We start from the raw sequence: 22,448 nt of genomic DNA on the forward strand, positions 1-22,448 counted from the left end.
CCGCGATCACCGCGTCGCTGTTCGCCCGGTTCTCCTCGCGCCAGGACGACTCGCCGCAGATGAAGATGATCGCCGCGCTGCGCAACCAGTTCGGCGGGCACGCGGTGGAGTCCAAGAGCGAGCACTGAGCCACAGCCCGCGCGGGACTGAGCCACAGCCCGCGCGGGACTGAGCCACAATCCGTGCGGCGGTGAGCCGCGCGCGATGTTGAGTCACGCGCGGCGGTGAGCCGCGCACTTCCACCACCGAGAAGCAATCCACCACGACAAAGGGGGCACGGCGCCATGGGCGACCTCCTGCTGGTCCGGCACGGCGAGACCGAGTGGAGCCTGTCCGGCCAGCACACGAGCTGGACGGACAAGCCCCTCACCCCGCACGGCGAGGAACAGGCCAAGTCCCTCGCCCCGCTCCTCGCCGGGCGGCCCTTCGCCCTGGTCCTCACCAGCCCGCTGCGCCGCGCGGTCCGCACCGCCGACCTCGCGGGCCTGGCGGCGGCCACCCCGTACGACGACCTCCACGAGTGGGACTACGGCGCGTACGAAGGCGTCACCACCCGCGAGATCCACCGCACCCGGCCGGACTGGGACCTCTGGACGGACGGCGTGCCGCCCGGCCCCGACGGGCACCCGGGGGAGTCGCCGGCCGAGATCGGCGAGCGGGCCGACCGCGTCCTGTCCCGCGTGGACGCGGCCCTCGCGGCCGACGAGGGAGACGTCGTCCTGGTCGCGCACGGGCACTTCCTGCGCGTGCTCACCGCCCGCCGCCTCGGGCTTGCGCCCGCCGACGGACGGCTGTTCCAGCTCGCGACGGGCACCGTGAGCCGGTTGTCGACGGAGCACGGCACACCCGTCGTCGCGGCCTGGAACGTACGGCCGCGGTACTGATCGCGGTACCGACCGCGCGGCGACGCCCCGCCACCCCTCCCGACCGGGCAGGAGTGGCGGGGCGTCGCCCGCTCCCGGCACCGGCCGAGGGGCTCCCTGGTCCGTCCGCGGCACGCGGCGTACGATCACCCGTCATGAAGTAGGCGATGACATCCGCACCGGCCCGCACGGCGCCGTTGAGAGCTGTCGCTCCGGCGCCGCGGCGGTGCGCCCGCACGTCCGCACGCCCGCATGCCCGTCATCCCTGCACACGAACGGACACCCCATGACCGACCTCCACCGCGCCCCGGCCGACGCGCGCTTCCTCGACTCCGTCACCCGGCGGCTCGCCGCCCTGCCCGGCGTACGGGCCGTCACCCTCGGCGGCTCCCGCGCCCAGGGCACCCACACCCCCGACAGCGACTGGGACCTCGCCGTGTACTACCGCGGCGGCTTCGACCCCGCGGACCTGCGCGCCGTGGGCTGGGACGGCGAGGTCTCCGGGATCGGCGACTGGGGCGGGGGCGTCTTCAACGGCGGGGCCTGGCTGACCGTCGAGGGCCGCCACGTCGACGTCCACTACCGCGACCTCGACGTCGTCGAGCACCAACTGGCCGAGGCCGAGGAGGGGCGCTTCCACTGGGAGCCGCTGATGTTCCACCTGGCCGGCATCCCCAGCTACCTCCTCGTCGCCGAGCTCGCCGTCAACGAGGTGCTGAGCGGCAGCCTCCCGAGGCCCGTCTACCCGCGGGCGCTGCGGGAGGCGGCCCCGCCGTTCTGGCGGGGCCGGGCCGCCCTGACCCTCCGGTACGCCAAGGGCGCGTACGTGCCCCGCGGCCAGGCCACCGAGGTCGCGGGCGCGCTCGCCACGGCCGCCATGGAGACGGCCCACGCGGTGCTCGCCGCGCGCGGGGAGTGGACCACGAACGAGAAGCGGCTGCTGCACCGGGCGGGCCTGCGCGGCGTCGACACCGTCGTGGCCGGGCTGCGCCCGGATCCGGACACGCTGGCACGGGCGCTCATGGACGCGGAGAAGCTCCTCGACGCCGCGGCCTGAGCCGGTTGTTCTCCGGCACCGTCGCCATGCGATGCTTCGGCGCCTCTCGCCGGGGCCCCGCGCCACGAGCGGGTTCAGGAGGGGACGTAGCAGCCGGAGGCGCGGACGTAGGAGCCGTCCGTGCCTGCGGCTGTGCACTGTGTCTTCAGGTTGTCGACGGTGTAGGTGGAGGACTGTCCCCCTCCGGTGATCACGGTCGACGTCGCCCTGCCGATGGTGAAGTGGTAGGGAGCGCCGTTGTCGACGAAGTCGCAGCCGGCTGCCGGCGCACTCAGATGAGGAAAGAGGTAACCCCCGCCGGTCGGCCGGAGGATGACGGTCGTGGACGTGGAGCAATACGTCGTGGTGGCCGCCTGCGCGGGCGGCGCTCCTGTGACAACCGCGCTCGTGGCGGCTGCCAGCACGGCGCCCGTCGCCAGGACGCGGCGCGATCGGTGAGTCATGTCCTCCCACTCTCTTCCTGGGTCCTGCGAGACGTGGTGGCTGGTCTACGAGATGCGGTGGCTGGTCTACGAGACGTGGTGGCTGGTCCACGAGACGTGGTGGCTGGTCGTACGAGCCGGCGTACAGTCTCGCGGCGCCGGGACTTCCGTACACAGCCCGGAACAGGTCGCGTTCGCGCGCTGCGGGTGGCGGGGGAGCCCGGGAAGAACGGCGCGAACGCCCGCGGGATCGCCTGGTCGTGTGCGGCCGCGAGATCCTCGCGCAGCTTCTCGCGGGCCGCGGCCGGGAGGGTGTCCGCGGTGAGGGCGGCCAGGGCCAGGGGATGCTCGCGCAGGCCGGCGTGGGCCAGGGCCAGGTCCAGGGCGTGGCGGCGCATCCGTCCCAGCACGGCGGGCCCCAGAGCGGCCAGGTAGCTGATGAAGGGCTCCCGCTTCAGCAGGCGAGAGTGGATGAGCTCCTGCCCGAGCAGGTAGTCAGGCACCGGCGTGATCCGCACGGCGCGGTGCGTGCCCTGTACCCACGCCTGGTCGAACCGCGCCCCCGTGGCGCGTTCGACGGCGGTCAGGCACGCGCCGCAGCCGCTCCAGCCTTCCAGGTTCAGGCCGTGCAGCAGAGGCTGCCAGGCGCCGGGGCGCGCACCGTAGGCGCTCTGGGGATCGAGTGTGTCGAAGGAGGAGGAGATCAGGCCGTTCTCGGCCAGGCTCAGGCGGGGTGCCGCGTTGACGTTCCAGTAAGTGCTGGCGGTGCGGCCCAGGCGGGACAGCGGGCGCAGCACCTCCTCGCGCGCACCCTGATAGTCGTTGTTCTCGACGACGACGATTGCCGGTCCTGACCTAGGACCAGCTCACGCTGGACGGCGAGGGCTACCTGGTGGTCGACGCGGTCAGACCCGTGGACCGAGGAACAGGCCGCCGCTCGCGTCGATGACCTGGCCGGTGATCCAGCGAGCGGCGTCGGACGCGAGGAAGGCGACCACGTCGGCGACGTCGTCGGGCCCGCCCAACCGGTCGAGTGCCGTCATGGCGGTGATCTGCTCGGTGAGGCCCGGTACGTCGAAGACGGCTCCGTTGGCCGCCGTCCTGGTGGCTCCGGGGGCGACAGCGTTCACCGTGATCCCGCGGGGCCCGAGTTGGTTGGCCAGGGTCCTGCTCATCGTCTCGACCGCGGCTTTCGTCATGGCGAAGGACGTCTGGGCCGCGTTGGCCATCCGGGTCGCCACCGAGGAGATCGTGATGATGCGGCCGCCGTCACGCAGCAGGGGCATCGCGCGCTCGATGATGAAATACGGCGCTCGCACATTGACCGCGAACAGATGGTCGAACTCGGCCCGGGTCGTCACGCCGAGCGGGCCGGCCGGCGCGGCCGCGGCGTTGTTGACGAGGATGTCGAGCGGTCTGCCGGACAAGCAGGCCTCGACACCGGCGAAGAGCGTCTCGACATCGCCGTCCACGCCCAACTCGGCCCGGACGGCGTGGGCGGCACCGCCGGCGCGTTCCACCGCCTCGACCGTCGCCGCCGCCCCGGTCTCGTCCGTGCCGAAGTGCACGATGACCATGCCTCCTTCCGCTGCGAGCCGGACCGCGACGGATTGCCCGATGCCGCGCGACGCACCCGTCACCAAAGCCGTCCTGCCGACGTGACCGCCCATGCCACCCACCCCATCCATGTGTTAGTTACTAACATCGAGGTAGTGTCTACCATATGACGGAGCGAAAGCTGACCCTGAGGGAGCGGCAGCGAGCCGGGACCCGGCGCCTGATCCAGGCGCATGCGGTGCGGCTGTTCACGGACCGCGGCTACGACGCGGTGACGGTGGCCGAAGTCGCGGAGGCCGCCGGTGTCTCAGCGATGACCGTGTACCGGCACTTCCCCACCAAGGAGGACCTCGTCCTCATCGACCAGCCAGCCCGGCTCATCGTCGAGAAGGTCGCCGCATCGCCCGCGACGCAGCCCGTGGTACGCCGCGTCGGCGGCGCACTCGTCGACGCGGCCACGGTGTTGACCGGTGAGGCGGCGGACGAACGCGCAGTCGGCGAGCGGTTCCTGCTGGACTGCCTCCGGCTCATGGTCTCGACGCCCGCGCTGCGGGCCCGGCATCTGGACAGCCAGTACGCGCTCCAGCAGGCCATTGTCGACGCCCTCGGCGGAGACGGCGCGGCTACTCAGGACGCCGCGTTCCGTGTCCAGGCCGCGACCAGCGCATGCCTGGCCGCGCTGCACACGGCATTGACGCGCTGGGCCGAGGACGACGGGCGGACGGAGCTGCCCGACCTGATCGCGCGAGCGCTCGCCGCTGCCTTCGGAGACGTCGTCGCGGCCTGAGGGGACGACCTGGGCCGCTGCTCATGTCACTGGCAAGGCCCTCGACAGGGGGGCGAGTTCAGCCCGGCCGGCGTTTGACGGCGAGGTGCGGAGCGCCGTTTCGGGGGAGAGGGGCGGAGCCCCGGACGAAAGGGCGGGGTGGGGGGCAGCCCCCCCCGCCCCGCCCGGCCCCGCGTCAGCGGAGCGTGCTGCCGAACAGCGCCGAGACGTACGGCGCCGACAGGTCCTTCGGGCCGAACGCGACGGACTTCTTGGCCGTCAGGCCCGTCGACGTGCCGCGCAGGGACCACAGCGCGCCCGCGTCGGCGTTCTCGTGCACGGAGGACGCCGCGAGGTCGGCGCGGCCGTCACCGGTGACGTCGAGCAGCGCCGTGGCGTCCCCGAACTGGTCGTTCTTCTCGCCCACTCCGGGGATCCCGGCGGTGTCCTGCTGGAACGCCTGCGCGCCGGTGCCGGTCACGCCGGCGGCGCTGCCGCGGACCAGGGCGACCGAGCCCGCGTCGGTCACGCCGTTCACGTCCTCGCCGGGCACGCCCAGGGCGACGTCGGCGTAGCCGTCGCGGTTGACGTCGCCCACGGCGACCGAGGCGCCGAACGCGTCGCCGTCCTCCTCGGCCCCCGGGACGCCGGGCAGGTCCTGGTCGAACTTCTGGAGGTCGCCCTCACCCAGCTTCAGGCCGTTCTTTGAGCCGTAGGCGACCATGGCCTTGGACTCGTAGTCGCCGGGGCCGACGACCAGGTCGTCGTAGTGGTCGCCGTTGATGTCGCCGACGGCCAGCGCGCCGCGCGAGCCGGGCGCGTCGCCGCGCTTGAAGCCCGTGGGCGTGCCGTACAGGACGCTGTTGCCCCACTCGCCGTCACCGTAGTAGTCGTTCATGGCGATGTCGGCGCGGCCGTCGCCGTTGATGTCGCCGACGGCCTTCGGCGCGACCGGGCCCTCCACGGAGCGGGGCCCGTCGATGCAGCTCTCGGGCTTGTCCGGCTCCGGGGAGCAGTTCGGGTCGGGGCGCTGGTCGTGGCCGTAGCTCCACCAGTGCGACTTGTCCATGAAGTCCAGGGTGGCGGCCGGCTTGCCGGCGCGGGTGATCGGGCCCTTCCAGAGGGCGGCGCGCTGGTCGACCGGGTCGTCGCCGTACGAGGTCACGTGGGCGAACAGCGCCAGGTCGGTCTTGCCGTCGCCGTCGAAGTCACCGGCCTGCGGGGCGAAGCCGTACGTGTCGATCTTCGTGCCGCCGGTGAGGCCGGAGGCGGAACCCCAGACGATCACGGCGCCGGTGTTCTTCCAGCCGGAGCCGATCACCAGGTCGGTGTAGCCGTCGTGGTCCAGGTCGCCCTTGGCGACGGTGCGGCCGAACTCCTGCTTGGTGGTGGCCGATCCGGGGACGCCGCTGGTGGAACGGCTCACGAGCTTCTTGCGCGCGGGGTCGAGGCCGTTCTTGGAGCCGTAGGTCACCGCCACGTACCCGGCCTTCTTCTTGCCGGAGACGGTGGCGCCCGGCGCGCTCACGACCAGGTCGGCGTACCCGTCGCCGTTGAAGTCGTCCGTGGCCCCGGCGGCGGCCGTCCGGCCGGCGGCGGGGGCGGCGGGGGTGGCGGCCTCGGCCGGGCTCTGCCCGAGGGACCAGATCGTCAGCCCGCCCGTCAGCAGGGACATGGCGACCAGGGGAGTGGTGAGGCGGGCTCGGCGACGTGCTCGCGACATAAGGCTTTCCACATTCCTTTGCTCGGAGGTCGGCGGGCGGACGCCCCGGCGCCCCACGGGGACGCCACCGGGAGTTCACCGCCGGTTCACTGCATCTGACATCCCGAAGCCGTCAAAGGTTGCACGGTGCCTCATGCCGCGCGGCTGCCCCGGGCGCGGCCGCCCCGAGCACAGCCGTCCCGGGTAGTGCGGTCCCGGGCACAGCCGCCCCGGGCGCAGCCGCCCCGCGCGCGGGCGGGACGCTTGACATGCAGCCGAACGGCTGCCTATCGTTTTATGCAGCCAAGAGGCTGCATATGGGAGGGCGGGATGGACACCGAGACGGACGAGGTCTTCAAGGCGCTGGCCGACCCCAGCCGCAGGCGGCTGCTCGACAGCCTGAACGGCCGCAACGGCCAGACGCTGCGCGAGCTCTGCTCGGGCCTGGACATGGCCCGGCAGTCGGTGAGCAAACACCTGGCCCTCCTCGAGGCGGCCCGCCTGGTCACCACCGTGCGGCGGGGCAGGGAGAAGCTCCACTACCTGAACGCCGAGCCCATCAACGCCATCGCCGACCGCTGGATCAGCCGCTACGACCGCGCGCGGGCGCACGCGCTCGCCGACCTCAAGCACGCATTGGAGAGCAGCACCATGAGTGCCACCGACCCCACCGCGTTCGTCTACACCACGTACATCAGGACCACCCCGGAGAAGCTCTGGCAGGGCCTCACCGACCCGGCGTTCACGCGCCGCTACTGGGGCCTGGAGTTCCGCACCGACTGGCAGCCCGGCTCGACCATGGCCTGGGAGGGCCGGGGCCTGACCGGCGCCGACCCGGAGCAGGTCGTCCTGGAGTGCGACCCCTACCGGCGCCTGTCCTACACCTGGCACACCTTCACGCCCGAGTTCGCCGCGGCCGTCGGCATGGACGACGAGACCTTCGCGAAGATCTCCGCCGAGAAGCGCTCCAAGGTCACCTTCGCCATCGAACCGCAGGGGGAGACGGTCAAACTCACCGTCGTCCACGACGGCTTCGAGCCGGGCAGCACCGTCCTGGAGATGATCCACGACGGCTGGGCCGCCCTCATCTCCAGCCTCAAGACCCTGCTGGAGACCGGCGAGTCGCTGCCGGAGCCCACCCCGCAGGAAGGCTGAGCGCCGCCCGGTCCGCCGCCGCGCGTACCCTGCTTGCAGGAGGTGGGGGCATGCGTGGCGTGGATCCCGGGCTCTTCGGGCCCTCGTCGGTGACGTGGCAGCTCCACGGCGACCCCATGATGTGGATCGCGGGGGTGCGCGCCCTGTACCTCCAGGCACTGCACCCGCGCGCCGTCCGCGGCGTCCTGCAGAACTCCGACTTCCGCCGGGACGCCTGGGGCCGCCTGCTGCGCACCGCCCGCTTCGTCGGCACGACCACGTACGGCACCACCGAGGCCGCCGAGAAGGCCGGGGCCCGGGTGCGCAAGATCCACACGATGCTGTCCGCGACCGACCCGGACACGGGGGAGCGGTACGGCGTCGACGAACCCGAGCTGCTGCTGTGGGTGCACTGCGCCGAGATCGACTCCTATCTGCACGTCGTCCGCCGCTCCGGGTTCCGGCTCAGCGACGCCGCCGCCGACCGCTACGTCGCCGAACACCGCGTCAGCGCCCGCCTGGTGGGACTCGACCCGGCGGACGTACCGGCGTCCACCGGCGAACTCGCCGCATACTTCGCGCAGGTGCGGCCCCAGCTCGCCGCCGGCGAGGAGGCCCGCACCGTCGACGCCTTCCTGCGCCGCCCGCCCACCCACCCGCTGCTCGTCCCCGCGCGCGCCCTGCTGTGGCGGCGCGCGGCGGACCTCGCCTACGCGGCGCTGCCCCACCACGCCCACGCCCTGTACGGCAGGCCCGCGCCACCGCCCGCCGCGGTCACCCGCCGCCTGGTCACCACCGGCACCGTGCTGCGCCGCGTTCCCGCGCGGCTGCGCTGGCAACTGCCGCCCAAGCACATCCTGAGCGCCATGGCCCGGCTCGGCCCGGGCAGCCGCCCCGCGCCGTACAAAGTCGAGGGACCGGCCGCCATACTGGACGGGCCGGGGAGGGCGCGACGAGGCGACGGGGGCGACAGCACGAGATGCCAGAGTCGGGGGACACCAGGCTGATCCAGGAGAGGTACCGGCTGCTCGACCTCATCGGCCGCGGCGGCATGGGCGAGGTGTGGCGCGCCCGGGACGAGTCCCTGGGCCGCAAGGTCGCCGTCAAGTGCCTCAAGCCGCTCGGCCCGCAGCACGACCCGGCGTTCACGCGCGTGCTGCGCGAGCGCTTCCGGCGCGAGGCGCGGGTGGCGGCCGCGCTGCAGCACCGCGGCATCACCGTCGTGCACGACTTCGGCGAGAGCGACGGCGTCCTCTTCCTGGTCATGGAGCTGCTCCAGGGGCGCAACCTCAGCCAGCTCCTGGAGGACAACCGCCAGCACCCGCTGCCCGTCGCCGACGTCGTGGACATCGCCGACCAGGTCGCCTCCGCCCTCGCCTACACCCACGAACAGGGCGTCGTGCACCGCGACCTGAAGCCCGCGAACATCATGCGGCTCACCGACGGCACGGTGAAGATCTGCGACTTCGGCATCGCCCGCCTCGGCCACGACATCGGCTTCACCTCCCGCCTGACCAACACCAACATCGCCATGGGCACTCCGCACTACATGTCGCCCGAGCAGATCAGCGGCGCCGAGGTCGACCAGCGCAGCGACCTGTACTCGTTCGGCTGCGTCCTGTACGAACTGGCCACCGGCGCCCCGCCGTTCGACCTGGACGACGCCTGGGCGATCCTCGTCGGCCACCGCGACACCCCGCCCGAGCCGCCGCGCCGCCGCCGCGGCGAACTCCCCGTGTTCTTCGACCGGATCGTCCTCGACCTGCTCGCCAAGCAGCCCGACGACCGGCCCGGCGACGCCCGCGAGCTGGGCCGCCGCATCGCCGCGGGCCGCGGCGGCGCCACCGCCCCGGCCACCTACGTGCCCACCGTCGTCAGCCCCTCCCGGCGCCGCCTCCCGCACCCGGCGGCCGAGCGCCGCCGCGCCGCCGTGAGCCGCCCCGAGCCGTCCCTGCCGTCCTGGACCCGCGGCATGACCACCGGCCACAAGGCCACCGGCGCCGTCCTGCGCACCGCCCCGCCGGACGCGGCCGCGGGCCTCACCGGCGAGTGGATCCCGCGCGCCACCGGCCGCCACACCGTCGTCCCGCCGCCCGTGCCGGCGCGGCCCGCCCCGCCGCCGCACGTCCTCGCCGCCCTCACCGGCCGCCACAACACCGGCCTGAACCTCGGCCGCCTCGGCCGCTGGGCGGAGGCGGGCGAGGTGCACCGCGCCGTCGCCGCCGAGCGCGAGCACCTCCTCGGCCCCGACCACCCCGACACGCTCACCAGCCGGTACGAGGTCGGGTTCGCGCTCAGCCGCACCGGCAGGACCACCGACGCGCTGCGCGAGTACGGCCGCGTCACCGAGGGCCGCGAGCGCGTCCTCGGCGCCGAGCACCCCGACACCCTCGCCGTCCGCCAGGAGACGGCGTACGTCCTCGGCCGCCTCGGCCGGCACTTCGAGGCCCACCAGGTGTACACGTCGGTCCTCACCGCCCGGGAGCGCACCGCGGGCCCCGACCACCCCGACACCCTGCGCTGCCGCCACAACCTCGCCTTCAACCTCAGCCGCCTCGGCCGTCTCGAGGACTCCTACCGGCTGGCCCGCGACGTCGCCGCCGCCCGCGCCCGCGTCCTCGGCCCCACCCACCCCGACACCCTCGTCACCCGCTACGAGGTCGCGTACACCCTCGGCCAGCTCGGCCGCTGGCCCGAGGCCCTGCACACCTACCGCGAGGTCGCCGAGGCCCGCGCCCGGGCCCTCGGGGCCGACCACCCCGACACGCTCGCCGCGCGCTACGAGGTCGGCATCAGCCTCGGCCGCCTGGGCCGCAGCGCCGAGGCCCTGGAGCTGTACCGCGCCCTCATCGAGGACCGCACCCGCGTCAGCGGCCCCGCCGACCCCGAGACCCTGCGCGCCCGCCACGGCCTCGGCGTCAACCTCGGCCGCCAGGGCCGCTGGGAGCAGGCGCTCGCCGAGGCCCGCGACGTGTGCGCCATCCGCGAGCGCGTCCTCGGCGCCGACCACCCGGACACGCTGGTCAGCCGCCGCGAGGTCGCCGTCGGCCTCGGCTGGCTCGGCCGCTGGGCGGACGCGCTCACCGAGTACCGCCGCGTGGCCGCCGCCCGCGAGCGCGTCCTCGGCGCCGACCACCCCGACACCCTCGCCAGCCGCAACGACGAGGCCCACTGCCTGGAGCAACTGGGCCGCGGCACCGAAGCCGCGGCCCTCTACCACCGGGTCGCCGCCGTGCGCCGACAGCGGGTCACGGGCGGGCCCTGAGCCACGCTGCGGCTCCGGGAGGGCGTCCGGTTCCGGCCGGGCGCCCCGCGCACCCGCACGGAACGGCGTACCCGGACACACATCCGTGCTACGAAGAGACATGCGATCCAGCTACGACGCCGTGGTGCTCGGCGGCGGCCACAACGCCCTGGTGGCCACCGCCTACCTGGCCCGCGCGGGCCGCTCCGTGCTGCTCCTGGAACGGCTGGGGGAGCCCGGCGGCGCCACGGTCTCCAGCCGCCCCTTCCCCGGCCGGGACGCCGCCCTGTCCCGCTACTCGTACCTGGTGAGCCTGCTGCCCAGGAAGGTCGTCCGCGACCTGGACCTCGACTTCCGGGTGCGCGCCCGCGACGTGTCCTCGTACACCCCCACCGTCCGCGGCGGCGTGCCCACCGGGCTCCTCGTGGGCGGCGGCCGCGCCCGGACGCGGGCCTCGTTCGCCCGGCTCACCGGCGACGACCGCGCGTACGCGGCCTGGCGCGAGTTCGCCGCGCTGACCGGCCACGCGGCCCGCCGGATCTTCCCGACCCTCACCGAACCGCTGCCGGACAAGGCGGAGCTGCGCCGGGCCGTCGACGACGACACGGTCTGGCGCACCCTCTTCGAGGAGCCGATCGGCACGGCCATCGAGGCCCGCTTCACCGACGACCTGGTGCGCGGCGTCGTGCTCACCGACGCCCTCATCGGCACCTTCGCCGACGCCCACGACCCGGACCTGCGGCAGAACCGCTGCTTCCTCTACCACGTCATCGGCGGCGGCACCGGCGACTGGAACGTGCCCGTCGGCGGGATGGGCGCCCTCACCCGCGCCCTCGTCGACCGCGCCCGCGCCGCGGGTGCCGAGCTGCGCACCGGCCACGAGGCCGTCCGCGTCGAGACCGACGGCCGCCGCGCCGAGGTCACGTACCGCACCGCCGACGGCGAGGGGACCGTCGCCGCCCGGCACGTCCTCGCCGGCACCTCGCCGCAGGAGCTCGCCGCCCTCACCGGGCAGGCGCCGCCCGCGCCCGCCGAGGGCTGCCAGCTCAAGGTCAACATGCTCCTGAAGCGGCTGCCGAAGCTGCGCGACCCCGCCGTCGACCCCCACGAGGCCTTCGCCGGGACCTTCCACATCGCCGAGGGCTACGGGGAACTGGCCCGGGCCCACGCCGAGGCGGCGAGCGGCTGCCTCCCCTCGGTACCGCCCTCGGAGATCTACTGCCACACCCTCACGGACCCCACCATCCTCGGCCCCGACCTCGCCGAACGCGGCTACCAGACCCTGACGCTCTTCGGCCTGCACGCCCCCGCCCGGCTGTTCGCGGCCGACAACGCCACGGCGCGCGAGAAGCTCCTGGCCGCCACGCTCGCCCAGCTCGACGCGCACCTCGCCGAGCCGATCGCCGACTGCCTGGCCACGGACGCGGACGGCCGCCCGTGCCTGGAGGCGAAGACCCCGCTGGACCTGGAGCGCGAGCTGCGCCTGCCCGGCGGCCACATCTTCCACGGCGACCTCGCCTTCCCGTACGCGGACGACGAGGCCCCCGACGACCGCTGGGGCGTGGCCACCGCGTACCCGAACGTCCATCTGTGCGGCGCGGGCGCGCGCCGGGGCGGCGGCGTCAGCGGCATCCCCGGCCACAACGCCGCCATGGCCGTCCTGGGCCTCTGACCCCTGCCCGCCGCACGCGGACCACCGCTGGTCAGAGGCGCGCGCCGCTGGTGTACCGTCGGATTCCGCCGCTGCGGGGGGACGGTCCCACGCGGGCGCGACGACGAGCGAGAGGTACCCACCATGGCTGCCCGACGAGACGGCCGCGGCGCGGGCGCGCCGACCTTCACCGAACAGGCCCGCCGCCGCCAGCTCGTCGAGTGCACCATCGACCTGATCTCCACCCAGGGGTACCCGTCGACGTCCCTGTCGGCCATCGCCGAGCGGGCGGGCCTGTCCAAGGCGGCCGTGCTCTACCACTTCACGTCCAAGGACAACCTCACCCGGGCCGCGCTCGCCCACGTCCTTGAGGAGTTCACGGCGTACGTGACCGAGCGGGTCCAGGCCGCGCCCCACCCGCGGGACGCGGTCGTCGCCTACGTCCGCGCGATGGTCGGCTACCAGCGGGACAACCGCCGCCACGTCCGCGTCATCACCGAGATGCTCCTCGACGACCACGGCGGCACCCGCCTGAAGACCCCCGGCAGCCACGACACGGCGGGCCGCTGGCAGGCCCTGGCGGACCTCCTCGCGGCGGGCCAGCGCGACGGCCACTTCCGCCCGTTCGACCCCACCGTCCTGTCGCTCGCCGTCGGCGGCGCCATCGACGGCGTCATCAGCCACTGGCTCGCCCACCCCGACCTGGACCTGGACGCGGCGGCGGACGAACTGGTCACGTTCACCCTGCGCGCCATCGAGGCCGACGGGGGCCCGGGCGGGGCGCGGTGACGCACGGCGGATGAGCGACGGCGGCGGCCGGCCGCGCGGAGGATGGATCTCCGGGGCGGCGCCTCCGCCGCGCGGGGGATGCGGATCATCACCGGGGCCGATGCCGGGGCGCCGCGGGTCCAGCACCGTGGAGCCATGCCGATCGGAGAGACGCAACGCATGAGGACGGCCGACGGGAGGGCGAGCGCCGAAGCCGCCTGGAGGAGCCGACCGTGACGCTCTGGCTCATGTCGTTCCCGGCATTCGCCTGTCTGCTGGTCCTGTCCGCCCTGGTGGAGAGCGCGTGGCGGTGGTTCACCGGCCTGGGCCTGATCCCCTGGCTGCGCAGGCGCACGGGCCCTTCGCTGTCGAGCATCGCCTTCGACGAGTTCACGGCGGTCGTGAACGGCAACAAGGCCTGGGAGCTGGAGCACCGGCGGGTGGAACTGCTGCGCCGCGACGACGAGGACGACGGCGCGCCCCCGCGCTCCGCCGTCGACCTCACCGGCGGCACGGCGGTCATCGTGGTACCGCGGGAGGCGGACGACGCCCACCCGCGCAGGAGCCCCGGCTCAGGCGATCAGCGTGGCGACGCCCCCGGTGAGTAGTCCCACGACGAGGATCAGGGGGGTGCCCTTGAGGGCGGCGTCGAGGTGGAAGCGCAGGTCGCGGTACTCGGACATGCCCTCGGTGCCGGGGAGGACCAGCAGCCGGGGGCGGAGGCCGGCCAGGATGATCCAGTCGAGGACGATCAGGTCCCAGGCGGTCAGCGTGGCGAGGACGAGGGCGCCGCAGACGGCCGCGGGGAGGAACTCCAGGCCGTCGTCGAGCGCGCCGTCGAGGCCGACCATGGCCGCGGTCAGCAGGGGGAGACCGCAGACGGCCCAGACGAAGACGCCGAAGAGCACCGCCACCCGGCGGCCGCGGGCGCTCTTCGGTCTGCCGTACCGCCGCTGGATCGCGGGCGGATAGTCGTTCAGCAAGAAGTCCCTGCTCAGGGCCGCCCCGGCGAACAGCGCCGCGGTGAACAGCACGCTGAGGGCCAGCCCGTATCCCAGGCCGTAGCCGAGGATCACCGACCACTGCATGTCAACCTCCCGAAGGTGCACCGGCGTTGGTGAGGCTTACCTAAGCCGCCATTGCCCTTAAAGTCAACGCACTGTGAAGTTCAAGGGCGGCTACGATGCCGGGGTGGCGACAACAGACGACGCCGGGACGGCCGCGGCACCCAGGCGGCGGAGTCGGCCGGAGTTCCGCAACGGCCGGCCCACCCTGACCAGGGAGAGGATCGCCAGGGCGGCCCTGGAGATCCTGGGCGAGGCGGGCCCGGCCGAGCTGACCATGCGTGCTGTCGGCGCGCGCCTCGGGGTGTCGCCACGGGCCCTCTACCACTACGTGGCCGACCGGCGCGATCTGCTGAAGGAGATCGTGGCCGTGTGCCAGCGCGACCGCCCGTGGCCGCAGTTGGACACCGACCGCTGGCAGGAGAGCCTGCGGGCCTACTGCCGCGCGCTGCGCGCCTGGTACCGGGCCCACCCGGGGATGCTGGCGCTCGCCCGCGCCGAGGACCTGACCCCGTTCGCGTCCACGGAGATGTCACGGCCCGACGACGCCCTCGTGGGGTTCTTCCTCGACCTCGGGCTGTCCCCCGTGAACGCCTACCGGGCCTGGACGATCACCGTCCTCCAGGTCTCCGGGTTCACCGAGGTCTGGGACGCCTGGCACGACCGGCCGCCGGCCGGTTCGGACCCGGGCGCGTGGACCGGCGTACCGCCGGACCCGACGGCGGCCGACCAACTTCCGCACCTGCGCCGCCTCGCGGCCGCCTCCGCGGCACAACCGCCGGACGACCTCTTCGAGACGGTGTTGACCATGCTCGTCGCGGGGGTGGAGGCCATGAGGTGAGCCCCGGGCCCCCCGGACCGCGGCCGCCGCACGGTTGCGGTGCGGCGGCCGAGGCCCTGACCAAGTGGCGACGAGGCCCTGACCAGGTGGCTTAGGGTTCGCCCATGATCAGCGACGAGATCCGCCTCACGGTTCTGGGCTCCGCGACGCCCTATCCGCGTACGGACAACCCCTGTTCCGGCTATCTGGTGTCCGGCGCGGGCCGCCGGGTGTGGGTGGACGCGGGCACCGGGACGCTGGCCGCGTTGCAACACCACGTCGCGCTGGACGAGTTGGACGCCATCTGGATCTCCCATCTGCACGCCGACCACTGCGCGGACCTGCTGACGGCCTACTACGCCGCGCTCCACGCCGACATCCGGCTCGCGGCGCCCATCCCGTTGTTCGGGCCGCCCGGTCTCGCCGACCGGCTCGCCCACTTCCTCACCCACACCGCCACGCGCAGTCCCATCGAGTCCGCCTTCGCCGTCGAGGACCTGCGCGACGGGCACCGGGTGCGCATCGGCGCCCTCACCTTGACCAGCGCGGCCGTGCGCCACGGCATGCCGGCCTACGCGCTGCGCGTGGACGCCGCCGGGCGGTCGCTGGTGTACTCGGGGGACACCGCGCCCTGCTCCGCCCTCACCGGTCTGGCCGAGGGGTGCGACCTGCTGCTGTGCGAGGCCGAGAGCCACGAGGCCCCCGGTGCGGGGGAGCGGGTGCACCACACGCCCGAGGACGCCGGGGACACCGCCCGCTCGGCCCGTGCGGGGCGGCTGGTCGTCACCCACGTCGGGCCCTTCCTCACCCCGCGCCGGGCGGTGGACCGCGCCGCCGCCCGGTTCGACGGCCCCGTCGACCACGCCGCTCCCGGGGCCTGCTTCACCGTGTGACACGCCGCCCGGGCGCGGGAGCCCGGCCCGGTGCGGGGGGTACGCCGATCGCGCGCCGCGCCCGGCGGGCGCACGCTGGAGGCATGGCAGAAGCACCGATCGTCGTGCACCGGCCGGGCCCGCGGGGCGGGCGGCGGGTGGACGTGCGCGGCCAGGACGTCGGCCTCGCGCACAACGTGTCCGACGTCGCCGAGTTCCTGCGCCGCGCGGGCCTGGACATCGACCCGACGGAGGTCGCCGTGTCACCCCTCATCGAGTGGCGCGGGGGCGGCCCCGAGGAGTGGGGGCACGACGACGGGGGCTGACACCCGGCGCGTTCCGGCACCCCGGCCGCCGGACGGCGGCCGGGGTGGTCCGTACGGGTGCCCGGCCCGTACGCGTGCGCGGAGCGCGGGCGTGGTGGCCCGTGCGGGCCCGGTGGTCACTCGGTCCCGCGGGCGCGCGGTGGGGTGGACCTGGCGGCGTCCCGCGCCGTGTCCTTGACCGCCTGCGCGGCCTCGCGCGCCGGTTCGCGCAACTCCTGCCCGGCCCCGCGGACGGCCTCCTTGACGGGTTCGAGGAGCTCGGGGGAGTGCTCGCGCACCTGCCGGCCGACGCGGGCCTCGGCGCTCGTGGCCGGGAAGAGCGCGCCGGTCAGCAGGCCCGCGCCGAAGGCGATGAGCCCGGCGGCCAGGGGGCTGCCCTGCGTCCGCTCGCGGAGCTGCTCAGGCACCTGCCCGGCCTGCTCGCGCACCTGTCCGGCCTGCTCGCGCACCCGCCCGGTGGCGTCCTCGACGGTGCCGCCGGTCCGCGAGGCGGTGGTGTGCACCGTGCCCATCACGCGGTCCCGCACGGCGGTGGCGCGGTGGCGCGCGGAGGAGGCGCGGCGGCGGACCACGCGCTGCGGACTGATCCGTTCGGCGAGGCGGTCCACGCTGTCACTCAGATGCGCGCGGGTCTCCTCGGTCTCCTGCCTCAGCTCGTCGGGTGTCGGGCCCATTTGGCGTCCTCCTTCAGTGAGTCGAGCGAGCGCTCGGGCGTGAGCTGTACGGCGCGCATCCGCCGGCGCCCGGTGACGTACAGGACCGCGCCCGCCACCGCCCAGACGGCGGCGACGACGAGCGCGGCCCAGGCGCGGTCCACGACGTGGTCCAGGCCGAACACCGCGGCGAGGCTCGCCAGGGCGAGGGCCAGGCCCACGGCGTACCCGGAGCCGCCGTACAGGCCCGCGGCCTGCCCCGCGGTGCCGCCCTGCTCCTTCAGCTCGGCCTTGGCCAGCTCGATCTCGGTGCGCACCAGGTGCGTGAGGTCCTGCGTGACGTCACCGACGAGCTCGCCGATGGACGCGTCGCGGGCGCGGGTGTGATGGGCGGCGCCCTCCGGCGCCGATGCCGCCGAGGCTGCCGATGCCGCCTCCGTCGGCGCGGGGGCCGTGGGCGGGACGGGCGGCGCAGCCGGGGGCGGGGCGGCTCCCGGCGCGTCCGCGGGCGAGGCCGGTGGTCGTGCCGTGTGCCGGTCCAGCGGCCGGTCGGGGTGCGGTGCCGACACGCTCACCACCCCCGGCCCGTCGTGGGCGGCGGCGCGGGCGGCTCGGGCATCCCCGGCGCGGGGGCACCCGGCGCGGGGGCACCCGGAGCAGGCGCACCCGGCGCGGGCGTACCCGGCGCACCCGGGGCGGGCGTCCCCGGGGCGGGAGCGCCGAGGCGCGGCACGGGCGGCGGCCCCTCGCCCGGCGCGAGGGCCGGGTCGGGCGCGTACGCGGGTACCTCACGCCGGGGCGCGGGGGCCCCGGCGCCCTCGTCCGGCGCGGGGGACCCGGGCGAAGGCGCGGAACCGGCGGCGCCCACGCCCCGCCCGACACGGGACGCCGCGAACCCGGCGAGCGCCGCACCGGCGAGGAAGAGGCCCGGCCGCCGCCGGGCGAAGTCCCGTACGTCGTCCAGGAGTTCACCGGCGCCCCGGTGCTCGAGGCGGTCGGCGAAGCGGTGGCCGCCGCCCGCGAGCTGGCGCACGAGCGAGGCCGCGGGGGAGTCCGGCTTGGCGCTGTCGCCCATGTGCCGCAGCTCCGTGGACAGTTCACGGAGGGTGGCCGCGAGGCGCCGCGTCTGCGCCTCGGCCTCGTCCACGGCCTGCTCGCGGAGCCGCTCGTACAGGTCCCGGCCCTGGGCGACGGACTCGTGCACCACGTCGGCCGCGCCCTCGCGGGCGGCGTCCGCCACGCCGCCCGCCGTCGTCGTGCCCTGGCGGCCGGGCTCGTGGGGCTGATCGGTCCGATCCATGGTCTCTCCTCGGGCAGAGTGCTGATGTCGGACGCCGCGCCGGGTACCCGCCGCGCTGATCGGAACACAGCGCGTACACGCCACTCGTGCGGACCGGATTGGCGCGGCCACGACGGGACACCCGTGCCGTATGACAGACGGCGACGAGCGCGCGCACCGGCGGGACGCCGACGCGCGGGTGCAGCGGACGGACAAGACGGACCAGTGGCACGAAGCGGGCACGGCCGGCCAGGCGCACCGCCGCGGCACCGCCGCGGACGACCCCCGGCGCGAGACCCCCGCGGGCGACGTACCGCGGCAGGGCGCACGGCAGGACGCGCAAGGAACACGGCAGGACGTACGGGAGGGCCCGGAGCGGGGCGGGCACCGCGACGACGAGGCGGAGGCCGCGGCGCGGCAGGCGGAGGAAGGCCCCGGTCGGCAGGTGGAAGAGGCCGCTCCGGACGAGCCGGGGCAGCTCCCCGCCCGCTCCTGGTGGGCGGTGCTGCGCCGCACCGCCAAGGAGTTCATGGAGGACGACCTGCCCGACCGCGCGGCCGCCCTGACCTACTACGGCGTGCTGTCGCTGTTCCCGGCGCTGCTGCTGCTCGTCTCCGTCCTCGGCGTGATCGGCGAGTCCGCCACGCGCACCGTCCTGAAGAACCTGGACGACCTCGCGCCGGGCGCGGTGCGTGACCTGCTGACGGACGCGGTACGGCAGTTGCAGGACCGGGGCGGGGTCAGCGGAGTGGTGGCCCTGCTGGGCCTCGCGGCGGCGGTCTGGTCCGCGTCGGGCTACGTAGCCGCCTTCATCCGCGCGGCCAACGCCGTCTACGACATGGCCGAGGGCCGCCCCGTGTGGAAGCTGACCCCGCTGCGGCTCGGCCTCACCATCGTCCTGATGGTGCTGCTCGCCATCAGCGCGCTCATCGTCGTGTTCACGGGGCCGATCGCCGAGCGCGCCGGGGACGCCATCGGGGCGGGCGACGCCGCGCTCACCGCGTGGGCCATCGCCAAGTGGCCGGTGCTCTTCGTCCTCGTCGTGGTGATGATCGGGCTGCTGTACTGGCGCGCCCCCAACGCCCGCACCGCGGGCTTCCGCTGGATCAGCCCGGGCAGCGCCCTCGCCGTCGTCCTGTGGCTCGTCGCCTCCGCCGGGTTCGCCCTGTACGTCGCCAACTTCGGCTCGTACAACAAGACGTACGGCACGCTCGCCGGTGTCATCATCTTCCTCGTCTGGCTGTGGCTGACGAACCTGGCCGTCCTCCTGGGCCTGGAGTTCGACGCCGAACTGGCCCGTCAGCGCGCGATCAGCGGCGGCCTGCCGGAGACGCGGGAGCCGTACGTGGAGCCGCGCGACACGAGGGCGTGGTCGCGCAAGGAGCGGCGGCGGGTGAAGGAGCAGGCCATCGCCGAGGACGTGCTGCGGAAGGCCGACGGCTGAGCGGGCGCCTGGCCGCGCAGCGGTTCGAGCGGTGACCTGGGCAGCGGCCCGGGCTGTGGCGGGCTGTCGGCCGGGGCCGAGGGCGAACCGGCTGACGGCGCGCCGCCAGCCGGTCAGCGCCGGGCGAACTCCGGCGCGTGCTCCGGCCGTACGCCCACCCCGCCCAGGTAGCCGGTGACCGTCCGCAGCGGCGGCACCTTCTGGAGCAGCTTGAGCGGGAGCGGCAGCCGGTCGCCCCGGAGCGTTCCGGCCAGGGCGGGGCGCAGCAGCATGTCGTGCTCGCCCCGCTGCGACCGCTGCGTCACCGCCGTGGGCAGCCGGCGCCGCTTCTGCACGCGCTCCAGGTCCGCCACGGTGACCCGGCCGCGGCGCAGCGGGCCGGCGAGGACGCGGGCGGCGGCCACGGCGTCCTGCACGGCGAGGTTGACGCCGACGCCGCCGACGGGCGACATGATGTGCGCGGCGTCCCCGATGCACAGCAGCCCCTCGCGGTACCAGCGGCGCAGCCGGCCCATGGTGACCTCCAGGAGCTTCACGTCGTCCCAGGAACGGATCGCCCGCAGCGCCTCGGCGTCCCAGTCGAGCAGCTCGCCGAGCCGCTCCCGGAACCACGCGATGCCGTGGGCCCGCAGCCGCGCGTCGGCGCCCTTCTCGATCAGGTAGGAGGTCTGGTAGTAGTCGCCGCGGTCCATGGTGGCGGCGATCTGGCCGTCGCGGACGCTCAGGAACACCCGGCCGGCCTTCGCGGCGTCGCGCGGCGCGGGCACCCGTACCTGCCAGACGTCCATGGGCACCTCGAAGTACTCGGGCGTCATCCCCGCGGCCCGCCGTACGCGTGAGTCGCGGCCGTCGCAGGCGACGGTGAGGTCCGCGGCCAGCTCGCCGGGGACGCCGTGCTCGTCCTCGTACGCCACCCCGGTGACGTGGCCGACCGCGTCGGTGAGGAGCCCCGTGACGGCCGTACGCATCCGCAGCGTGAACGCCGGTTCCTCGGCGGCGGCGCTCGCGAGCAGGTCGAGGAAGTCCCACTGCGGGACCATCGCGATGTACTTGTGGCGCCCCGGGATGCGGCGCAGGTCGCCCGCGACGACGGTGGTGCCGTCGATGCGCATCCGCATCTCGTGGAGCCTGCGCGCGGGCAGTGCGGCGAAGCGCTCGCCGAGGCCCAGTTCGTCGAGCAGCCGCAGCGTCGACGGGTGCACGGTGTCCCCGCGGAAGTCGCGCAGGAAGTCCCCGTGCTTCTCCAGGACGGTCACCTCGACACCGGCCCTGGCGAGCAGCAGGCCGAGCATCATGCCGGCGGGTCCGCCGCCCACCACACAGCACGTCGTGCGTTCACGCCTCATGTCCGTCACGTTCCCTCCGGGGGTGCTCATGGCGCGCCCCGTCCCGCGGGGCGTCGCTCCGCCCGCACTCTAACCGATCGGTCAGCTTTTTGATCGGCCGGTTAGTTGGCTGACCGATCGGTCGGTCGCTCGTCGGCCTCAGGCTCCTCCCGGGGTGGCGGGGGAGCGGGCGGCCCGCAAGGCGCCTGAATCTGACGCGACATCAGAAAATCTCTTCCGTCGTCCGGGCGGCTGCGGCATCCTGCGCCCATGCAGACGGAGTTGAGCAGGCGCCTCGGGATCGAGCACGCCGTCTTCGGCTTCACGCCGTTCCCCGCGGTGGCCGCCGCCATCAGCAGGGCCGGGGGCCTCGGCGTGCTCGGCGCGGTCCGGTACACCGCGCCCGGCGACCTCGCCCGCGACCTCGACTGGATCCAGGACCACGCGGACGGCAGACCCTACGGCCTGGACGTGGTGATGCCCGCGAAGAAGGTCGAGGGGGTCGGCGAGGCCGACGTCGAGGCACTGATCCCCGAAGGCCACCGGCAGTTCGTCGAGGACACCCTGGCCCGGCACGGCGTGCCCGAGCTCGCCGAGGGCGAGACCGCGGGCTGGCGCATCACCGGCTGGATGGAGCAGGTCGCCCGCGGCCAGCTCGACGTCGCCCTCGACTACCCGCTCGCCCTGCTCGCCAACGCGCTCGGCTCCCCGCCCGCCGACGTGATCGCGCGCGCCCACGAGCGCGACGTGCTCGTCGCCGCGCTCGCGGGCAGCGCCCGGCACGCGCGCAAGCACGCCGACGCGGGCATCGACATCGTGGTGGCGCAGGGCTACGAAGCGGGCGGCCACACCGGCGAGATCGCCACGATGGTCCTGACACCCGAAGTCACCGAAGCCGTCGCACCACTGCCCGTGCTCGCCGCGGGCGGCATCGGCAGCGGCGAACAGGCCGCGGCCGCGCTCGCCCTGGGCGCGCAGGGCGTGTGGCTCGGCTCCGTCTGGCTCACCACGGCCGAGGCGGACCTGCACTCCCCGGCGCTCACACGCAAGCTGCTCGCCGCCGGCTCGGGCGACACCGTCCGCTCCCGCGCGCTCACCGGCAAACCCGCGCGCCAACTGCGCACCGCCTGGACCGACGCCTGGGACGACCCCGCGGGACCCGGGCCGCTGCCCATGCCGCTGCAAGGGCTGCTCGTCGCCGACGCCGTGTCCCGCATCCAGAGGTACGAGGTGGAGCCGCTGCTCGGCACGCCCGTCGGCCAGATCGTCGGCCGGATGACCTCCGAGCGCGGCGTCCAGGAGGTCTTCGACGACCTGACCCGCGGTTTCGAGCGCGCCGTCGCCCGGCTCGACCGCATCGCCGGACGGCCCTGACCCGCGCGGGCACCGGGGCCGGCCGTCGTGGCCGCCGGGCGCGTGTCGTCGGCCCGCCACGCCACCGGAGGCGTACGCCCGCACGCGGCGCCCCACGGCACCGGTGCCGGGCCGCCCGCGCGCGGCC

General features: G+C 74.7%; 23 protein-coding genes and 1 pseudogene. 15 read left to right on the plus strand and 9 right to left on the minus strand.

Annotated elements, in window-relative coordinates:
- The 3 genes and pseudogenes from IE330_RS31260 to IE330_RS31270 form a co-directional block, all read left to right on the plus strand.
- Nucleotides 1-128: pseudogene (locus tag IE330_RS31260) on the plus strand (6-phosphogluconate dehydrogenase); the annotation flags it as partial.
- Between the two features lie 156 nt (nucleotides 129-284).
- Nucleotides 285-884 (plus strand): histidine phosphatase family protein, encoded by a 600-nt coding sequence (locus IE330_RS31265; protein WP_190139541.1) that lies wholly within the window; start codon nucleotides 285-287, stop codon nucleotides 882-884.
- A gap of 265 nt (nucleotides 885-1,149) precedes the next feature.
- Entirely contained in the window at nucleotides 1,150-1,920 is a 771-nt protein-coding gene (locus IE330_RS31270; RefSeq protein WP_190139542.1) for a nucleotidyltransferase domain-containing protein, read from the plus strand.
- Between the two features lie 74 nt (nucleotides 1,921-1,994).
- Here IE330_RS31270 and IE330_RS31275 read toward each other — a convergent pair whose 3' ends face one another.
- From IE330_RS31275 to IE330_RS31285, 3 genes are all read right to left on the minus strand, one after another.
- Nucleotides 1,995-2,363 carry a hypothetical protein gene (locus tag IE330_RS31275; protein WP_190139543.1) on the minus strand — a complete coding sequence of 123 codons (369 nt, stop codon included), beginning with the start codon at nucleotides 2,361-2,363 and terminating at the stop codon, nucleotides 1,995-1,997.
- On the minus strand, nucleotides 2,360-3,184 hold the full coding sequence (locus tag IE330_RS31280) for a DUF6461 domain-containing protein (RefSeq protein WP_268257369.1): 825 nt from the start codon (nucleotides 3,182-3,184) through the stop codon (nucleotides 2,360-2,362). Before IE330_RS31280 ends, IE330_RS31275 begins: the two co-directional genes overlap by 4 nt.
- Nucleotides 3,185-3,247: 63 nt before the next feature.
- Nucleotides 3,248-4,012, minus strand: a complete 765-nt coding sequence (locus IE330_RS31285) for an SDR family oxidoreductase (protein WP_190139545.1) — start codon at nucleotides 4,010-4,012, stop codon at nucleotides 3,248-3,250.
- A gap of 53 nt (nucleotides 4,013-4,065) precedes the next feature.
- On the opposite strand from IE330_RS31285, the gene IE330_RS31290 reads away from it, so the two are divergent.
- Nucleotides 4,066-4,686, plus strand: coding sequence for a TetR/AcrR family transcriptional regulator (locus IE330_RS31290; RefSeq protein WP_190139546.1), 621 nt, complete (start codon nucleotides 4,066-4,068; stop codon nucleotides 4,684-4,686).
- Nucleotides 4,687-4,861: 175 nt separating this feature from the next.
- Here IE330_RS31290 and IE330_RS31295 read toward each other — a convergent pair whose 3' ends face one another.
- On the minus strand, nucleotides 4,862-6,388 hold the full coding sequence (locus tag IE330_RS31295) for an FG-GAP-like repeat-containing protein (RefSeq protein ID WP_190139547.1): 1,527 nt from the start codon (nucleotides 6,386-6,388) through the stop codon (nucleotides 4,862-4,864).
- A gap of 309 nt (nucleotides 6,389-6,697) precedes the next feature.
- Here IE330_RS31295 and IE330_RS31300 point away from each other — a divergent pair, with 309 nt between their 5' ends.
- The 6 genes from IE330_RS31300 (at nucleotide 6,698) to IE330_RS31325 (ending at nucleotide 13,772) form a co-directional block, all read left to right on the plus strand.
- Nucleotides 6,698-7,522: an ArsR/SmtB family transcription factor gene (locus IE330_RS31300; RefSeq protein WP_190139548.1), complete on the plus strand. Its 825-nt coding sequence runs from the start codon at nucleotides 6,698-6,700 to the stop codon at nucleotides 7,520-7,522.
- 50 nt (nucleotides 7,523-7,572) lie between these two features.
- Nucleotides 7,573-8,508 carry an oxygenase MpaB family protein gene (locus IE330_RS31305; RefSeq protein ID WP_190139549.1) on the plus strand — a complete coding sequence of 312 codons (936 nt, stop codon included), beginning with the start codon at nucleotides 7,573-7,575 and terminating at the stop codon, nucleotides 8,506-8,508.
- The gene (locus IE330_RS31310) at nucleotides 8,481-10,766 is read left to right on the plus strand and encodes a serine/threonine-protein kinase (protein WP_190139550.1); all 2,286 of its coding nucleotides are present in this window, start codon (nucleotides 8,481-8,483) and stop codon (nucleotides 10,764-10,766) included. Before IE330_RS31305 ends, IE330_RS31310 begins: the two co-directional genes overlap by 28 nt.
- A gap of 100 nt (nucleotides 10,767-10,866) precedes the next feature.
- A complete protein-coding gene (locus IE330_RS31315) occupies nucleotides 10,867-12,417 on the plus strand; it encodes a phytoene desaturase family protein (RefSeq protein WP_190139551.1) in 1,551 nt (516 codons plus the stop codon).
- Nucleotides 12,418-12,540: 123 nt separating this feature from the next.
- Nucleotides 12,541-13,185, plus strand: a complete 645-nt coding sequence (locus IE330_RS31320) for a TetR/AcrR family transcriptional regulator (RefSeq protein WP_190139552.1) — start codon at nucleotides 12,541-12,543, stop codon at nucleotides 13,183-13,185.
- A gap of 212 nt (nucleotides 13,186-13,397) precedes the next feature.
- The gene (locus IE330_RS31325; RefSeq protein WP_190139553.1) at nucleotides 13,398-13,772 is read left to right on the plus strand and encodes a DUF6191 domain-containing protein; all 375 of its coding nucleotides are present in this window, start codon (nucleotides 13,398-13,400) and stop codon (nucleotides 13,770-13,772) included.
- On the opposite strand, the gene IE330_RS31330 is transcribed toward IE330_RS31325, so the two are convergent.
- On the minus strand, nucleotides 13,737-14,252 hold the full coding sequence (locus tag IE330_RS31330) for a hypothetical protein (RefSeq protein WP_190139554.1): 516 nt from the start codon (nucleotides 14,250-14,252) through the stop codon (nucleotides 13,737-13,739). The genes IE330_RS31325 and IE330_RS31330 overlap by 36 nt on opposite strands.
- 103 nt (nucleotides 14,253-14,355) lie before the next feature.
- On the opposite strand from IE330_RS31330, the gene IE330_RS31335 reads away from it, so the two are divergent.
- From IE330_RS31335 to IE330_RS31345, 3 genes are all read left to right on the plus strand, one after another.
- The gene (locus IE330_RS31335; RefSeq protein WP_190139555.1) at nucleotides 14,356-15,069 is read left to right on the plus strand and encodes a TetR/AcrR family transcriptional regulator; all 714 of its coding nucleotides are present in this window, start codon (nucleotides 14,356-14,358) and stop codon (nucleotides 15,067-15,069) included.
- 104 nt (nucleotides 15,070-15,173) lie between these two features.
- Complete coding sequence (locus tag IE330_RS31340; protein ID WP_190139556.1) at nucleotides 15,174-15,941, plus strand: MBL fold metallo-hydrolase; 768 nt, start codon at nucleotides 15,174-15,176, stop codon at nucleotides 15,939-15,941.
- Nucleotides 15,942-16,024: 83 nt separating this feature from the next.
- A complete protein-coding gene (locus tag IE330_RS31345) occupies nucleotides 16,025-16,246 on the plus strand; it encodes a hypothetical protein (RefSeq protein ID WP_190139557.1) in 222 nt (73 codons plus the stop codon).
- Between the two features lie 116 nt (nucleotides 16,247-16,362).
- Here the strand turns inward: IE330_RS31345 and IE330_RS31350 are convergent, their stop codons facing one another.
- From IE330_RS31350 to IE330_RS31360, 3 genes are read right to left on the minus strand one after another with little or no spacing between them, the layout of a single operon-like run.
- Nucleotides 16,363-16,920: a DUF3618 domain-containing protein gene (locus IE330_RS31350; protein WP_190139558.1), complete on the minus strand. Its 558-nt coding sequence runs from the start codon at nucleotides 16,918-16,920 to the stop codon at nucleotides 16,363-16,365.
- Nucleotides 16,896-17,468, minus strand: a complete 573-nt coding sequence (locus tag IE330_RS39330) for a phage holin family protein (protein WP_229926060.1) — start codon at nucleotides 17,466-17,468, stop codon at nucleotides 16,896-16,898. Before IE330_RS39330 ends, IE330_RS31350 begins: the two co-directional genes overlap by 25 nt.
- A gap of 2 nt (nucleotides 17,469-17,470) precedes the next feature.
- Nucleotides 17,471-18,199: a hypothetical protein gene (locus IE330_RS31360; RefSeq protein WP_190139559.1), complete on the minus strand. Its 729-nt coding sequence runs from the start codon at nucleotides 18,197-18,199 to the stop codon at nucleotides 17,471-17,473.
- 130 nt (nucleotides 18,200-18,329) lie between these two features.
- On the opposite strand from IE330_RS31360, the gene IE330_RS31365 reads away from it, so the two are divergent.
- Nucleotides 18,330-19,622 carry a YihY/virulence factor BrkB family protein gene (locus IE330_RS31365; RefSeq protein ID WP_190139560.1) on the plus strand — a complete coding sequence of 431 codons (1,293 nt, stop codon included), beginning with the start codon at nucleotides 18,330-18,332 and terminating at the stop codon, nucleotides 19,620-19,622.
- A gap of 113 nt (nucleotides 19,623-19,735) precedes the next feature.
- Here IE330_RS31365 and IE330_RS31370 read toward each other — a convergent pair whose 3' ends face one another.
- The gene (locus tag IE330_RS31370) at nucleotides 19,736-20,968 is read right to left on the minus strand and encodes an FAD-dependent oxidoreductase (RefSeq protein ID WP_190139561.1); all 1,233 of its coding nucleotides are present in this window, start codon (nucleotides 20,966-20,968) and stop codon (nucleotides 19,736-19,738) included.
- Nucleotides 20,969-21,217: 249 nt separating this feature from the next.
- Between IE330_RS31370 and IE330_RS31375 the strand changes: the two genes are divergently transcribed.
- Nucleotides 21,218-22,321, plus strand: coding sequence for an NAD(P)H-dependent flavin oxidoreductase (locus tag IE330_RS31375; protein ID WP_190139562.1), 1,104 nt, complete (start codon nucleotides 21,218-21,220; stop codon nucleotides 22,319-22,321).
- Nucleotides 22,322-22,448 lie beyond the last annotated feature (127 nt).

The sequence above is a fragment of the Streptomyces longispororuber genome (assembly GCF_014656095.1).
Taxonomy (GTDB): Bacteria; Actinomycetota; Actinomycetes; order Streptomycetales; family Streptomycetaceae; genus Streptomyces; species Streptomyces longispororuber.

What these genes read in the sequence shown, in the direction of transcription:
- IE330_RS31265 (WP_190139541.1), top strand. Translation starts at nt 285, where the DNA reads ATGGGCGACCTCCTGCTGGTCCGGCACGGCGAGACCGAGTGGAGCCTG.
- IE330_RS31270 (WP_190139542.1), top strand. Translation starts at nt 1,150, where the DNA reads ATGACCGACCTCCACCGCGCCCCGGCCGACGCGCGCTTCCTCGACTCC.
- IE330_RS31275 (WP_190139543.1), bottom strand. Translation starts at nt 2,363, where the DNA reads ATGACTCACCGATCGCGCCGCGTCCTGGCGACGGGCGCCGTGCTGGCA.
- IE330_RS31285 (WP_190139545.1), bottom strand. Translation starts at nt 4,012, where the DNA reads ATGGGCGGTCACGTCGGCAGGACGGCTTTGGTGACGGGTGCGTCGCGC.
- IE330_RS31290 (WP_190139546.1), top strand. Translation starts at nt 4,066, where the DNA reads ATGACGGAGCGAAAGCTGACCCTGAGGGAGCGGCAGCGAGCCGGGACC.
- IE330_RS31295 (WP_190139547.1), bottom strand. Translation starts at nt 6,388, where the DNA reads ATGTCGCGAGCACGTCGCCGAGCCCGCCTCACCACTCCCCTGGTCGCC.
- IE330_RS31300 (WP_190139548.1), top strand. Translation starts at nt 6,698, where the DNA reads ATGGACACCGAGACGGACGAGGTCTTCAAGGCGCTGGCCGACCCCAGC.
- IE330_RS31305 (WP_190139549.1), top strand. Translation starts at nt 7,573, where the DNA reads ATGCGTGGCGTGGATCCCGGGCTCTTCGGGCCCTCGTCGGTGACGTGG.
- IE330_RS31310 (WP_190139550.1), top strand. Translation starts at nt 8,481, where the DNA reads ATGCCAGAGTCGGGGGACACCAGGCTGATCCAGGAGAGGTACCGGCTG.
- IE330_RS31315 (WP_190139551.1), top strand. Translation starts at nt 10,867, where the DNA reads ATGCGATCCAGCTACGACGCCGTGGTGCTCGGCGGCGGCCACAACGCC.
- IE330_RS31320 (WP_190139552.1), top strand. Translation starts at nt 12,541, where the DNA reads ATGGCTGCCCGACGAGACGGCCGCGGCGCGGGCGCGCCGACCTTCACC.
- IE330_RS31330 (WP_190139554.1), bottom strand. Translation starts at nt 14,252, where the DNA reads ATGCAGTGGTCGGTGATCCTCGGCTACGGCCTGGGATACGGGCTGGCC.
- IE330_RS31340 (WP_190139556.1), top strand. Translation starts at nt 15,174, where the DNA reads ATGATCAGCGACGAGATCCGCCTCACGGTTCTGGGCTCCGCGACGCCC.
- IE330_RS31345 (WP_190139557.1), top strand. Translation starts at nt 16,025, where the DNA reads ATGGCAGAAGCACCGATCGTCGTGCACCGGCCGGGCCCGCGGGGCGGG.
- IE330_RS31350 (WP_190139558.1), bottom strand. Translation starts at nt 16,920, where the DNA reads ATGGGCCCGACACCCGACGAGCTGAGGCAGGAGACCGAGGAGACCCGC.
- IE330_RS31360 (WP_190139559.1), bottom strand. Translation starts at nt 18,199, where the DNA reads ATGGATCGGACCGATCAGCCCCACGAGCCCGGCCGCCAGGGCACGACG.
- IE330_RS31365 (WP_190139560.1), top strand. Translation starts at nt 18,330, where the DNA reads ATGACAGACGGCGACGAGCGCGCGCACCGGCGGGACGCCGACGCGCGG.
- IE330_RS31370 (WP_190139561.1), bottom strand. Translation starts at nt 20,968, where the DNA reads ATGAGGCGTGAACGCACGACGTGCTGTGTGGTGGGCGGCGGACCCGCC.
- IE330_RS31375 (WP_190139562.1), top strand. Translation starts at nt 21,218, where the DNA reads ATGCAGACGGAGTTGAGCAGGCGCCTCGGGATCGAGCACGCCGTCTTC.